General features: G+C 68.9%; 13 protein-coding genes. 8 read left to right on the forward strand and 5 right to left on the reverse strand.

Annotation, left to right across the window (positions count from 1 at the left end; all coding sequences use genetic code 11):
• Positions 1-11: 11 nt before the first annotated feature.
• From MWM08_RS06110 to MWM08_RS06125, 4 genes are all read right to left on the reverse strand, one after another.
• Positions 12-485: an ASCH domain-containing protein gene (locus MWM08_RS06110; protein WP_244458574.1), complete on the reverse strand. Its 474-nt coding sequence runs from the start codon at positions 483-485 to the stop codon at positions 12-14.
• Positions 478-2,529, reverse strand: coding sequence for an acetate--CoA ligase family protein (locus MWM08_RS06115; RefSeq protein WP_244458575.1), 2,052 nt, complete (start codon positions 2,527-2,529; stop codon positions 478-480). Before MWM08_RS06115 ends, MWM08_RS06110 begins: the two co-directional genes overlap by 8 nt.
• 17 nt (positions 2,530-2,546) lie before the next feature.
• The gene (locus tag MWM08_RS06120) at positions 2,547-2,984 is read right to left on the reverse strand and encodes a hypothetical protein (protein ID WP_244458576.1); all 438 of its coding nucleotides are present in this window, start codon (positions 2,982-2,984) and stop codon (positions 2,547-2,549) included.
• A gap of 202 nt (positions 2,985-3,186) precedes the next feature.
• Complete coding sequence (locus MWM08_RS06125; protein ID WP_244458577.1) at positions 3,187-4,101, reverse strand: SDR family NAD(P)-dependent oxidoreductase; 915 nt, start codon at positions 4,099-4,101, stop codon at positions 3,187-3,189.
• Between the two features lie 124 nt (positions 4,102-4,225).
• On the opposite strand from MWM08_RS06125, the gene MWM08_RS06130 reads away from it, so the two are divergent.
• From MWM08_RS06130 to MWM08_RS06155, 6 genes are all read left to right on the forward strand, one after another.
• Positions 4,226-4,993: an ABC transporter ATP-binding protein gene (locus MWM08_RS06130; RefSeq protein WP_244458578.1), complete on the forward strand. Its 768-nt coding sequence runs from the start codon at positions 4,226-4,228 to the stop codon at positions 4,991-4,993.
• Positions 4,983-5,747 carry an ABC transporter permease gene (locus tag MWM08_RS06135; RefSeq protein ID WP_244458579.1) on the forward strand — a complete coding sequence of 255 codons (765 nt, stop codon included), beginning with the start codon at positions 4,983-4,985 and terminating at the stop codon, positions 5,745-5,747. Before MWM08_RS06130 ends, MWM08_RS06135 begins: the two co-directional genes overlap by 11 nt.
• A gap of 48 nt (positions 5,748-5,795) precedes the next feature.
• Entirely contained in the window at positions 5,796-6,752 is a 957-nt protein-coding gene (locus tag MWM08_RS06140; protein ID WP_244458580.1) for an ABC transporter substrate-binding protein, read from the forward strand.
• Between the two features lie 5 nt (positions 6,753-6,757).
• Positions 6,758-8,059 carry an SAM-dependent methyltransferase gene (locus MWM08_RS06145; RefSeq protein WP_244458581.1) on the forward strand — a complete coding sequence of 434 codons (1,302 nt, stop codon included), beginning with the start codon at positions 6,758-6,760 and terminating at the stop codon, positions 8,057-8,059.
• The gene (locus tag MWM08_RS06150) at positions 8,056-8,502 is read left to right on the forward strand and encodes a GNAT family N-acetyltransferase (RefSeq protein ID WP_244458582.1); all 447 of its coding nucleotides are present in this window, start codon (positions 8,056-8,058) and stop codon (positions 8,500-8,502) included. Before MWM08_RS06145 ends, MWM08_RS06150 begins: the two co-directional genes overlap by 4 nt.
• Positions 8,503-8,574: 72 nt before the next feature.
• Complete coding sequence (locus MWM08_RS06155; protein WP_244458583.1) at positions 8,575-9,150, forward strand: DNA/RNA non-specific endonuclease; 576 nt, start codon at positions 8,575-8,577, stop codon at positions 9,148-9,150.
• 6 nt (positions 9,151-9,156) lie between these two features.
• Here MWM08_RS06155 and MWM08_RS06160 read toward each other — a convergent pair whose 3' ends face one another.
• The gene (locus tag MWM08_RS06160; RefSeq protein WP_244458584.1) at positions 9,157-10,041 is read right to left on the reverse strand and encodes an alpha/beta fold hydrolase; all 885 of its coding nucleotides are present in this window, start codon (positions 10,039-10,041) and stop codon (positions 9,157-9,159) included.
• 134 nt (positions 10,042-10,175) lie between these two features.
• On the opposite strand from MWM08_RS06160, the gene MWM08_RS06165 reads away from it, so the two are divergent.
• The gene (locus MWM08_RS06165) at positions 10,176-10,637 is read left to right on the forward strand and encodes an SUF system Fe-S cluster assembly regulator (protein WP_244458585.1); all 462 of its coding nucleotides are present in this window, start codon (positions 10,176-10,178) and stop codon (positions 10,635-10,637) included.
• A 13-nt stretch (positions 10,638-10,650) separates the two neighbouring features.
• Positions 10,651-12,147, forward strand: coding sequence for a Fe-S cluster assembly protein SufB (gene sufB, locus MWM08_RS06170; protein WP_244458586.1), 1,497 nt, complete (start codon positions 10,651-10,653; stop codon positions 12,145-12,147).
• Positions 12,148-12,157 lie beyond the last annotated feature (10 nt).

Genomic DNA, 12,157 nt, shown 5'->3' on the forward strand with positions numbered 1-12,157 from the left:
GCGCGGGAAGGTCAGGCGTCGGGGGTGGGCCAGACGACGCGGAAGCGCTCGAAGACCACGGGTTCGTCATCGGTCAGCACGAAGCCGTCGCGCGCGGCCTGCCAGCCGAAGAAATCGCGGTGGTTCACCAGCCAGGTCTCGCGGGAGCGGTCGCCCTCGCCCTCGACCCAGGCGAACTCCTCGGTAACCCCGCCGAGCGGGCCGACCGTGACCTCGGTGGTCTGCCAGATGCAGACGGGCCGACCCGACCCGTCCACCACCAGCACATGGTCGCCTGGTGCGGGGCGCGGCGGCTTGCCTGGGCCGTAGTCGCGGTCGAGCGAGGCGGTGGCCCGCTTGCGTCCGGCCAGGATCAGCGCCGCCAGCGCGTTCGCGATATCGGGCGTATGGCCGTGCGCGACCACGTCGTAACGGTCATGGTCGAGCCCGTTGGCCTCGCGATACGCGGCCCAGAAGGCCTCGACCGCGGGTGTGCGGTCAGGCACGGACCACCCAGGCATCTGCGACCGTCACACCCTGGCCTTCGGCGTGGATGATCAGCGGATTGATCTCGGCCTCCGCGATGTCCGGCAGGGCGGCCAGGCGCGACACCGCGACGATGGCGCGCGCCAGCGCATCGAGGTCCCCCTTCGGCAGCCCGCGCCATCCGGCGAGCGGCTTCAGGCCCTTGACCTCGGTGATCATGGCATGGGCTTCGTCGAGCCCGACCGGTGCGCAGCGCAATGCCGTGTCGCGGTGCAGTTCCGCCATCACGCCTCCGGCGCCGACCAGCACGACCGGGCCGCTCTCGGGGTCGCGGCGGTAGCCGAGGATGGCCTCGGCCAACCCTTTCGCCATGGGCTGCGCCAGGAAGCCCGTGAGCGTCGCGCCGGGCGCCTTCGCGACGACGCGCGCGGCCATGGCGGCGGCTTCCGCGCGCAGCGCCGCGGCGTCGGGGATGTTCAGCGCCACGCCGCCGACCTCGGTCTTGTGCGCGAGGTCGGGCGACAGGATCTTCAGCGCCACCGGATAGCGCAGCCCGTCGGGCACGGCGTCGGGTGCGGCGAAGATCGCGACGCCGCTGTCGAGGCCAAGGGCTGCGAACAGCCGCCGCGCATCCGCTTCGTCCGGGCGCGCGGGCAGGGCGTGCGCGATGCCGCCGGTGTCGGGCCCCGCCCGCGGCGCCTGCCAGTCCAGGAAGGCGCGGATGGCATCCGCGCAGGATTCCGGCGTGCGGAAGGCCGGGATGCCCGCCTCGCCCAGCATGCGCAGCGAGACATCGGCCTGCGGCACCAGGAACGCCGCGATCGGCTTGCCATGCCCGGCCTTGGCCGCGCCGACCAGCCCCGCCACCGCATCGGCGGGGCGGAACTGCGCGGAGGAGCCGATCACGGACAGCGCGAGGTCGGTATCCGGGTCGGCTGACAGCGCGGCCATCGCGGCCTGCACCTTGTCGGCCCGGGTGCCGGCCAAGGTCACGTCGATCATTCGCCCATGGTGCGGCAGGCCGGCGGCCTTCAGGCCCTCCACGGCGACGGCATGCGGCGCGCGGGTCTCGATGCCCGCGACACCCAGCGCGTCGACCGCCATCGCGCCGCCGCCGCCGGTCGTGGTCATGACCGAGACGGCGCGCTTCGGCGCGGCGAGCGGCCTGCGCCCGATGAACAGCGCGGGGGATTCGAGAAGCGCTTCGATCATCGTGACACGCGCGATGCCGTTGGCGCGGAAGAAGGCGTCGGCCGCGGCGTCGCTGCCCGCCAGCGCGCCGGTGTGGCTGTTGGCGAGTTCCGCCCCGAAGGACGACCGGCCCAGCTTGAACGCGATGATCGGCTTGCCGGCGGCGTGCGCACGGCGCGCGGCTTCTGCCAGCAAATCGGCGCGGCGGATGGCTTCGAGGAACAGCAGGATCGCGTCCGTGTCGGGGTCGTCCACCAGCAGGCCGGCGATCTCGCTGGCGGTGAGGTCGGCCTCGTTGCCGGTGCTGATGAGATGCGAGAAACCGAGGCCGCGCGCCGCCCCACGCGCCATGATGGCGCCCAGCATGGAGCCGGATTGCGACACCAGCGCGAGCCGGCCCGCCGGGAGCGACTCTGCTTCCAGCGCAGCGTTCACCGAGCACGCGCTGCGCCCGTTCACATTCACCAAGCCCATCGAATTGGGCCCGAGGATGCGCACGCCCGCCGCGCGCGCGGTGGCGAGCAGGCGTTCCTGCCGCGCCACACCTTCGGGACCTGCTTCCGCGAAGCCATCGGCCAGGATGGCGGCGACCGGGATGCCCTTGGCCGCGACATCGGCGATGACGCCTTCCACATGTTCGGTCGCGAGCAGCAGGTAGGCCAGGTCGACCGGTCCGGGAATGCTGGCGATCGACGGATACGCGCGTTCGCCAAGGATGGTCTCCGCGCGCGGGTTCACCGGATAGAGCGCGCCATCGAAGCCGTGTTTGCGAAGATAGATCTGCGCGCGCGCCGTCAGCCGGGTCGGGTCGGCCGAGGCGCCTACGAGGGCGATGCGGCGGGGGTTCAGCAGGGCGGGTGCGAGCGCGGTCATGGCGGCGGAATTCCGGTTCAGCGGGGCGGCTGCGCAACGCAGCCTTCCGGTGGTGTGGCGGGCGGCGTGACGAGCAGTGCAAGAAACGAGGGCGTCGGCGCATCCGCCGGTAGCGGCGACAGGTCGACGGCGTGCAGCGACACGCCGCCCTGCGCGATCACCTGCCGCGTCGCGGCGCGCGCCATCAATTCACGCGTCGGGCGCAGCACCACGGCGCGGTGGCCCGTCGGCAACCCCGGCAGACCATCGAACAGAACGATCGCTACGGGCTGCGCCCAGGGCAGGTTCGACGGCAGCCGGTCGAGATGCCGCGTGAAGGGGGCGAAGGCGCAGGGTGCGGCGCGCAGCAGTGCCTCCAGCGCCGCGGTGGCGCTCAGGCGCTGGACGGCATCGCGCACCCCCGCCGGCGCCTGGGCCGTGGCGGATGCGGCGATGGCGCAGAACGCTAGTGCCATGCCGCACCACAGCAATCGCCGGTGCGTGGTTGCCGCGGCCCGATGCAAGGCATCGGGCCGGGAGCGCATAACGCGACCGCGCCCAGACTGCCGGTCGCCGCCTGCGCGCCAGCGCATGGCACGAACGCCAAGCGCCCGTGCGCGCGCGCCGGCGATCGAGGTCAACCAAGACTCAAGCGGACCGTGCAACGGTCCGCGACCCTCAGATCGGATCCCAGCAGAACACGTCGCCGGACCGTTCGAGCTTCGAGAAGCCCTGCGCGAGCGACGGCAGCGCGTATTCGGCAATGGCCTCGGGCGTCCAGCCTTCGGAACGATGCACCGACTTGATCGGGCGGATCTGGCTGTAGACGAACAGCTCGTTCATGCGGGGCGAGAAGATCTGCCCGGTCACGTCCTTCGCCGCGTCGGAGGCCAGGAACACCGCGAGCGGCGCGTTCTTATCGGGCGTCATCTGCATGATGCGTTCGACGCGGCGCTTCTGCTCGGGGGTTTCCGCCGGGATGGTGCCGGTCATGCGTGACCAGGCGAAGGGCGCGATGCAGTTCGACCGCACGTTGAAGCGCGCCATGTCCAGCGCGATCGACTTCGACAGACCGACGATGCCGATCTTGGCCGCCGAGTAGTTCGCCTGGCCGAAATTGCCGATCAGGCCCGAGGTCGAGGACATGTGCACGAAGGCGCCCGACTGCTGCTGGCGGAAATGCGTGGCCGCCGCGCGGGACACATAGAACGAACCGGACAGGTGGACGGCGATCACGCTGTCCCATTCCTCGGGCGTCATGCGATGGAAGATCTGGTCGCGCAGGATGCCGGCATTGTTCACCACGATGTCGATGCGGCCGTAGTGGTCCATCGCGGCCTGCACGATCTTCTGCGCGCTGGCCCAGGTGGCGACGGATTCGGCCGAGATCTCGGACTGGCCGCCATTCTGCGCGATGATCGCCTTGGTCTGCTGCGCGGGGGTCGCGTCCTGGCCCTCGCCCGAGACCGAGGCGCCGACGTCGTTGATGATGACCTTCGCACCCTGGCCGGCCATCATGATGGCGATCTCGCGCCCGATGCCGTTGCCGGCGCCGGTGACGATCGCGACCTTGCCCTCGAGCATGTTCGGCATCAGGCATTCCCTCCGTGGTTTCTTGCCGCGACGGTTCTAGACCCGGCCCCGCGGGCCGTGAAGCCGGGTTGCCGCGGCACGATGTCGCGCCTAATGAACCGGGCAGGGAAGCATGGGGTCTGGCGTGGCATTGGTGACGCTCGAGGGCGTGGGCAAGACCTATCGCGGCCGCACCGGCGCCTGGGAAGCCGTGCGCGACTTCACGCTCGACCTGGCGGAAGGCGAGTTCTTCTGCCTGCTCGGCACCTCCGGCTGCGGCAAGACCACGGTGCTGAACATGGTGGCCGGGTTCGAGCAGCCGACCGCCGGGCGCATCCTGCTGGACGGCAAGCCGGTGAACCGGCCCGGGGCGGATCGCGGCGTGGTCTTCCAGGGGCATGACAGCCTGTATGACTGGCTGACCGCGCTCGACAACATCGCCTTCGGGCTGCGGCTGCGCGGGCTTGGCCGTGGCGAACGTCGCGCGAAGGCCGAGCACTACCTCAAGATGGTGGGGCTGACGGGGCAGGGGGCCAAGCACCCGTCCGAGCTCTCGGGCGGCATGAAGCAGCGCATCCAGATCGCCCGCGCGCTGGCCAACGACCCGCGCATGCTGTTGATGGACGAGCCCTTCGGCGCGCTGGACGCCATGACGCGCGCGGTGCTTCAGGGCGAACTGAGCCGCATCTGGGCCGAGACCCGCAAGACCGTGCTGTTCATCACCCATGACATCGAGGAAGCCGTCGCGCTCGCGACCCGCGTGGGGGTGATGAAGCGCGGGCCTGGGGGCACGCTGAAGGCGGTGATCCCGGTGCAGTTGCCCTTCCCGCGCGAACGAACCTCTGACGCCTTCATGGCCGCCTTTCGCGAGGTCCATGCCCTCATTCACGACGAGATCCACGGTGCGCACTGACCGCCTCGCCGTCGTCGCGGGCTACATCGCCGGCTTCGCGCTGCTGTTCCTGATCTGGCACCTGGCGGCGGCCTTCGTGGTGAAGTCCATCCTGTTTCCAGGACCCTTGCCGGTGCTGGAACGCGCGGTCGTGCTGATCGAGGACAACATCCTCCAGGAACAGATCATCGCCTCCATGCGGCGCATCCTGCAGGGATTCCTGTTGGGCAGCGCCATCGGCATCCCGATCGGCCTGGCGATCGGGTCCTTCAAGCCGGTGCGCTGGCTGCTGGAACCCTGGACGGAATTCTTCCGCTTCATCCCCGCGGTGGCGATGATTACCGTCGCGGTGATCTGGTTCGGCATCGGGGAGGAGAGCAAGATCTTCCTCATCGCCTACACCACGGTCTTCGTCGTCGTCATCGCCACGGCGGCGGGCGTGGGCGCGGTGGGGCGCGACAAGATCCGCGCGGCGCAATGCCTGGGCGCGTCGCGCTTCCAGGTCTTCGCGCTGGTCGCGCTGCCGGCCACGGTGCCCTACATCCTGACCGGAATGCGCTTGGCCATGGCGAATGCCTTCGTCACCATCGTCGCGGCGGAACTCATTGCCTCGAATGACGGCTTGGGCAAGCTGCTGTGGGATGCGCGGCTGTTCATGCAGATCGAGGACATCTTCGTGGCGCTGGTGGCACTGGGCTTGCTGGGCTTCACCACCGACCGGGTGTTCCGGTTCCTGATCCGCGCCTTCGCCGGGCGCTTCAATGCCACAGTCTGACCACGCCTCTGCGTGACGCCACCGTGTGACTCAACAGGGAGAAGCAAGATGAACCGTCGTTCCATCCTGGCACTGCCGGCCGTGGCCGCACTGCCCGTGCCGGCCTTCGCGCAGGGCGCGCCGACGCGCGTCACCATCGCCACCGGCGTCGATCCGTCCTTCTCGCCCTTCTACGTCGCGAAGGAAGGCGGCTTCTTCGAGCGCAACGGCCTCGACGTGACCGTCAACACCGGTCCCTCGGGCAGCGCCATGATCGCCTTCCTGATCGGCAACCAGGTCAATTCCGCCTATGGCGCGGAACAGGCGGGCGTCTCGGCCAATGTGCGCGACCCGAATGTGGTGGCCGTGGCCGAAGGCACGGCGCTGCTGCGCTGGATCAGCGTGCTCGGGCGCAACATCCGCACCATGGATGAACTCAAGGGCAAGCGCGTGGGCGTGGCTCGCGGCACGGGATCCGAGACCTTCTGGCTGTCCGTCGTCGCGAAGCTGAACCTCAACCCGGCCGACTACACCATCGTGAATGTCGAGGCGCCGGAGATGGTCGCGGCGCTGGAACGCGGCAACATCGACGCCTTCGCCGTGTGGGAGCCCTGGCCGACCCGCGCCCAGCGCGCCATCGCCAACACCCACATCCTGGTCAACAACGAGGCGATCCAGATCGTCCGCAACTACGTCTACATGAACAAGGCCTGGGCCGAGCAGAACCGCCCCACCACCGAACGCCTGATGCGAAGCCTGATCCAGGCGCAGGAGTTCATCGAGAGCAACCGCGACCAGGCTGCCCAGCAGGTCGCGCGCTTCCTGCGCCAGGACCGTGCGCTGATCGCGGAACTCATGACCAAGGTGGCGTTCCGAATGAACCTGACCGCCGACAGCGTCGCGAACATCCAGCTCGCGATCGACCAGCTGCGCGGCATGAACCGGCTCGACCGGGCGGTGACGACGAACGACGTGATCTGGGCGGATCCGCTGCGCTGGGTCGCGCCGGACCGCGTGCGGATCTGACCACCATGGCGGCCGATCGCCGGATCGCGTCCCTCCGGCGCTTTGCCGCCCATGTGGCGGAGGTCGCGCCGTTGGACCTCTCGCTGCGGCTATGGGACGGCGCGCTGGTGCCCCTCGCGCCGTCGGCCCGCAGCGACCTGGTGGTCGCGGTCGCCACGCCTGCCGCACTCACGCGCCTGGTGCGCCGACCGCGGCTGACCACGGTCGTGGAACTGATCGCCGAGGGTGCTGTCGACCTCGAGGGCGGCACCCTGCTCGACCTGTCGGCGCGGCTTGGAGGTGGATCGACGCGCGGGATCGCACGACGGATCGACAAGCTGAAGGCGGCGCGCACGCTGCTGCCCTTCCTGTTCGGCCCCGGCAGCGGCGGCGATGGACACGCCTATGCCGGCACGCAGGCCGCGAAGCACGGGCAAGGGCGCGACGACAAGGCGCTGGTGCAGTTCCACTACGACCTGTCGAATGACTTCTACGCGCTCTTTCTCGACCCCGAGATGGTCTATTCCTGCGCTTACTTCCCCGACTGGCAGGCCGACATCGCCACCGCGCAACGTGCCAAGCTGGAGATGATCTGCCGGAAGCTGCGCCTGAAGCCCGGCGAGCACATGCTCGACATCGGCTGCGGCTGGGGCGGACTGGTCTGTCACGCGGCGCAGCACCACGGCGTGCGGGCGCATGGCGTCACGCTCAGCCAGGCACAGCACGATTTCGCGGTCGAGAAGGTGAAGCGACTTGGCCTGCAGGACCGCGTCACCATCGAACTGCGCGACTTCCGCGAACTGCAAGGCGTCGAGTTCGACAAGATCGCCTCGATCGGCATGTTCGAGCATGTCGGGCTCGCGAACCGCGCCAGCTATTTCCAGCAGATACGTGCGCTGCTGAAGCCGCGCGGCGTTTACCTGCACCACGCCATCACCCGGCCCATGAAGCGCAGCGAGCGGGACTTCCGCAGGAAGCGCCCGGAATACAGCGCGATCATCAACTACGTGTTTCCCGGCAGCGAGCTCGACCACATCGGCGGCACGGTGGATGCGCTGGAAGCCGGCGGCTTCGAGGTGCACGACGTGGAAGGCTGGCGCGAGCATTACGGCCGCACCTGCCGGCTCTGGACGGAACGCCTGTTTGCCAATCGCGCGGCGGCGGAAGCCGAGGTGGGCGCAGCGAAGACCCGGCTGTGGCTGCTGTATCTCGCCGGCGTCTGCCTCGGCTTCGAGCGCGGCACCATCGGCATCTTCCAGACGGTGGCGACGAAGCGCGCGCGCGGCGCCTCGGGCATGCCGCCGACGCGCGGGGATCTCTACGCGTGACCTTCCGGCGCGCCACCGCGGACGACGTGCCCGCGATCGTGGCGCTGCTGGCCGACGACATGCTGGGTGCGGCGCGCGAGGCGCCGGGCGATCCCGCCTATGCCGCCGCCTTCGCCGCCATCGACGCCGATCCCAACCAGTTTCTCGCGGTGGCGGAGCAGGGCGGGCGCATCCTCGGCTGTCTGCAACTGACCTTCATCCCCGGCCTGTCGCATCGCGGCGCTTGGCGCGGGCAGATCGAGAGCGTGCGCATCGCCACCGACCAGCGCGGGTCCGGCCTGGGCCGGCGCATGTTCGACTGGGCGATTGCGCAATGCCACACGCGCGGCTGCCGACTGGTGCAACTGACCACCGACAAGGCGCGCCCGGATGCGCGCCGCTTCTATGAAGCGATCGGCTTCGTGGCGAGCCACGATGGAATGAAGATCACATTGCAGGACTGATGGTCGCGGGTTCCGGCATGCGCGCCGACGTCGGCGGACGTAACATGCGCGGGTGCAGCCATGGAGGCCCGCGTGACGATATTCGACGACGCCGCGAGCAGCGCGCCCAACCCCGCCGGCCACGCCGCGCTGGCGGATCATCTGGACCGCACCCTGCCGGCGCTTCTCACGCAGGAATACGGTGCCATGGCGGGCACGCCGGGCGAGTTGCTGACCATGCGCTTCGACGCGCCGGACGGGTCGGGCGCCTTCATCCGAACCCTGTTCGACCATGGCGCGGAGGATCGGGTCGTGGCGGTCTGGGGCGTCTCGCGCGCCGAACCTGCCGGCACACGCGACACCTCCCGCATGGCGGGCTTTCTGGGCGGCGTCTGGTCCGACACCTACCCGGGCGACGATCGCGGTCACTTCTTTGCCCACACCATGGGCGGCGGCATGGACATCAACCTGTTCCCGCAGGATGCCCACGTGAACCGAGGCGGCCTGTGGCGGCGCATGGAGCGATATGCCGCCGCCAATCCCGGCACCTTCTGTTGCATTCGCCCCGTTTATGGCGCCGCGGGTTGGCGCCCGACCGAACTCGACTACGCTGTGTTCAGCCTGCCACCCGAGCCCTTCGGCCTGTGGCAGGCGCGATTTCCGAACTGAAGCGCGTCAGGCCTTCGCCGCGATGATCGCCCCCGTCATGCTCTCCGGGATACGGTTGCGCCACGCGCCGGCGTCGACCTGTGTGACGAAGTCCAGCACCGCGCGGTTGAAGGCGTCCGGATCCTCCAGGTTCATGGTGTGCCCGCATTTGGGCATCACCAGCAGCGCGCTGGAGGGAATGGTCCGCTTGAGGAATACCGATGGTTCGAGCGTCGGGTCGTCCTCGTCGCCGGCGATGACCAGGGTGGGCACTGTGAGTTTCTTGAACTGCGCCTCGAGGTCGCCCAGCGCGGGGCGTTCGCGCTGCACGCCCATCATGGTGTTGGCGGACCCCTCCGCCGAGTGCTCCATCAACTGCGCGCGGAATTCGGCGTAGCCGCGCGGGTCCTTCTCCTCGAACACCAACCGCGTCGGGCCGCGGGCATAGACGGCACCCATGGTCTCCATCCCCTCGGCGCGGATGCGCGTTGCGGTGGCCTCGACCTCGGCGCGGAACTGCTCGCGCTTGCCGGGGGCCGCGCCGTAGCCCACGCCGGCTGCCGTCAGGCTGCGCGCCAGCGTGGGGTGGCGCAGCCCCAGGTGCAGCGTCGCGAAGGCGCCCATGGACAGGCCGACGACATGTGCCGGCGCCAGCCCCAGGCCCTTGATCACGGCCGCGATGTCGTCCGTTGCGCGGTCCTGCGAATAGGCCTTCGGATCGGACGGCACGGCCGAGGGCGGATAGCCGCGGGCATTGTAGGCGATGCAGCGATACCGGCGGGAGAAGAAGCGCATCTGTGGCTCCCAGGACCGCGCATCGCCGGCGAATTCATGCACGAAGACCATAGGTATTCCCTGGCCCGCCTCCTCGTACTGGAGGTCCACGCCGTCATCGGTGCGAAGGGTCGGCATCCATCCTGGTCCCGCTGTTGCGGCGGCAGGATGGGAGCGTCGCGACATTGCGTCCAGGCGCCTTGACAGTGCGTGGCCCCAGGCGCATCTCAAAGCGGACCATTCAGGTCCGGATTGCGGGGAGAAGCTCTGCCGTGCTGCGGCTGTCGAAGCTGACCGACTATGCCGTCGTGGTTCTGACCCGGCTCGACGAGGCCGAGGATGGTGCGGTGCTGACCGTGCCGGTCCTCGCCGTGCGCACCGGCCTCGCCGAGCCGACCGTGGCCAAGGTGCTCAAGATTCTGGCCCATGGCGGCCTGGTCGAAGGGCGCCGCGGGGCGGCGGGTGGCTATCGCCTCACCCGCGCACTCGCCGACATTCCATTGACCGAGGTCATCACCACGATAGATGGGCCAATCGCCCTCACTGCCTGCGTGGACAACGCCGCCGGGCTGTGTGATGCCGAGGCCACCTGCCCGGTGCGCGGCCGCTGGGATCCGGTGAACGATGCGATCCGTCGCGCGCTGTCGGGCATTTCCATCGCCGACCTGGCGCGTGCCCCGGCTGTCGTGCCGCATCCCGAAACCGCCGCGCGCACCTTCATCGCCGCCGAATAGGACGGAAGAGACCATGCCCGCCGTCACGGAAACCATCGAGACCGTCCAGGCCGCCACCGATTCCGGCTACAAGTGGGGTTTCGAGACCGACATCGAGATGGAGTTCGCCCCGAAGGGGCTGAACGAGGACATCGTCCGCTTCATCTCCGCCAAGAAGAACGAGCCCGCCTGGCTGCTCGAATGGCGCCTGCGCGCCTTCGCGCTGTGGAAGACCATGGCCGAGCCGCGCTGGGCCGCGGTGAAATATCCGCCGATCGACTACCAGGATGCCTACTACTATGCGGCGCCCACGCAGAAGGTGAAGCCGAAGTCCCTTGACGAGGTCGATCCGGAACTGCTGCGCACCTACGAGAAGCTGGGCATTCCGCTGCGCGAGCAGGCGATCCTGGCGGGCGTGGAGGGCGCGGGCGATACGCCGGCCGAAGGGCGCATGCCGATCGCGGTGGATGCGGTGTTCGACAGCGTCTCGGTGGCCACCTCCTACAAGGAGCGCCTGGCGAAGGACGGCATCATCTTCTGCGCCATCAGCGAGGCGGTGCAGGAGCATCCCGAACTGGTGCGCAAGTACCTCGGCACCGTGGTGCCGCAGGGCGACAATTTCTTCGCCGCGCTGAACAGCGCCGTCTTCACCGACGGGTCCTTCGTCTACATCCCGAAGGGCGTGCGCTGCCCGATGGAGCTGTCGACCTATTTCCGCATCAACGCGAAGTCGACCGGCCAGTTCGAACGCACGCTGATCATCGCCGACGAAGGCTCGCACGTCTCGTATCTGGAAGGCTGCACGGCCCCGATGCGCGATGAGAACCAGTTGCACGCCGCGGTGGTCGAGTTGGTGGCGCTGGACGACGCTACCATCAAGTATTCCACGGTGCAGAACTGGTACCCCGGCGATGCCGAGGGCAAGGGCGGCATCTACAACTTCGTCACCAAGCGCGGCGCCTGCCGGGGTGCGCGGTCCAAGATTTCCTGGACGCAGGTCGAGACCGGTTCGGCGATCACCTGGAAGTATCCCTCCTGCATCCTGCAGGGCGAGGATTCGGTGGGCGAGTTCTATTCCGTGGCCATCACCAACAACTACCAGCAGGCCGATACCGGCACGAAGATGTTCCACATCGGCCCGCGCACGAAGTCGACCATCGTGTCGAAGGGCATCAGCGCCGGGCATGGGCAGAACACCTATCGCGGCCTGGTGCGGATCGGCGCGAAGGCGACCGGCGCGCGCAACTTCACCCAGTGCGACAGCCTGTTGATCGGCGACCTGTGTGGCGCGCATACCGTGCCCTACATCGAGAACCGCTGCGCCACCGCGAAGGTGGAGCACGAGGCCACCACCAGCCGCATCGCCGAGGACCAGCTGTTCTACTGCCGCCAGCGTGGCCTCACGCAGGAGGAGGCGGTGGGCCTCATCGTCAACGGCTTCTGCCGGGAGGTGCTGAAGGAACTGCCGATGGAGTTCGCGGTGGAAGCGCAGAAGCTGCTGCAGATTTCGCTCGAAGGAAGCGTCGGATGAAATCGCCGGA

The sequence above is a fragment of the Roseomonas fluvialis genome (genome assembly GCF_022846615.1).
In the GTDB taxonomy this organism is placed as follows: domain Bacteria; phylum Pseudomonadota; class Alphaproteobacteria; order Acetobacterales; family Acetobacteraceae; genus Neoroseomonas; species Neoroseomonas fluvialis.

What these genes read in the sequence shown, in the direction of transcription:
- MWM08_RS06115 (WP_244458575.1), bottom strand. Translation starts at nt 2,529, where the DNA reads ATGACCGCGCTCGCACCCGCCCTGCTGAACCCCCGCCGCATCGCCCTC.
- MWM08_RS06120 (WP_244458576.1), bottom strand. Translation starts at nt 2,984, where the DNA reads ATGGCACTAGCGTTCTGCGCCATCGCCGCATCCGCCACGGCCCAGGCG.
- MWM08_RS06125 (WP_244458577.1), bottom strand. Translation starts at nt 4,101, where the DNA reads ATGCCGAACATGCTCGAGGGCAAGGTCGCGATCGTCACCGGCGCCGGC.
- MWM08_RS06140 (WP_244458580.1), top strand. Translation starts at nt 5,796, where the DNA reads ATGAACCGTCGTTCCATCCTGGCACTGCCGGCCGTGGCCGCACTGCCC.
- MWM08_RS06145 (WP_244458581.1), top strand. Translation starts at nt 6,758, where the DNA reads ATGGCGGCCGATCGCCGGATCGCGTCCCTCCGGCGCTTTGCCGCCCAT.
- MWM08_RS06160 (WP_244458584.1), bottom strand. Translation starts at nt 10,041, where the DNA reads ATGCCGACCCTTCGCACCGATGACGGCGTGGACCTCCAGTACGAGGAG.
- sufB (WP_244458586.1), top strand. Translation starts at nt 10,651, where the DNA reads ATGCCCGCCGTCACGGAAACCATCGAGACCGTCCAGGCCGCCACCGAT.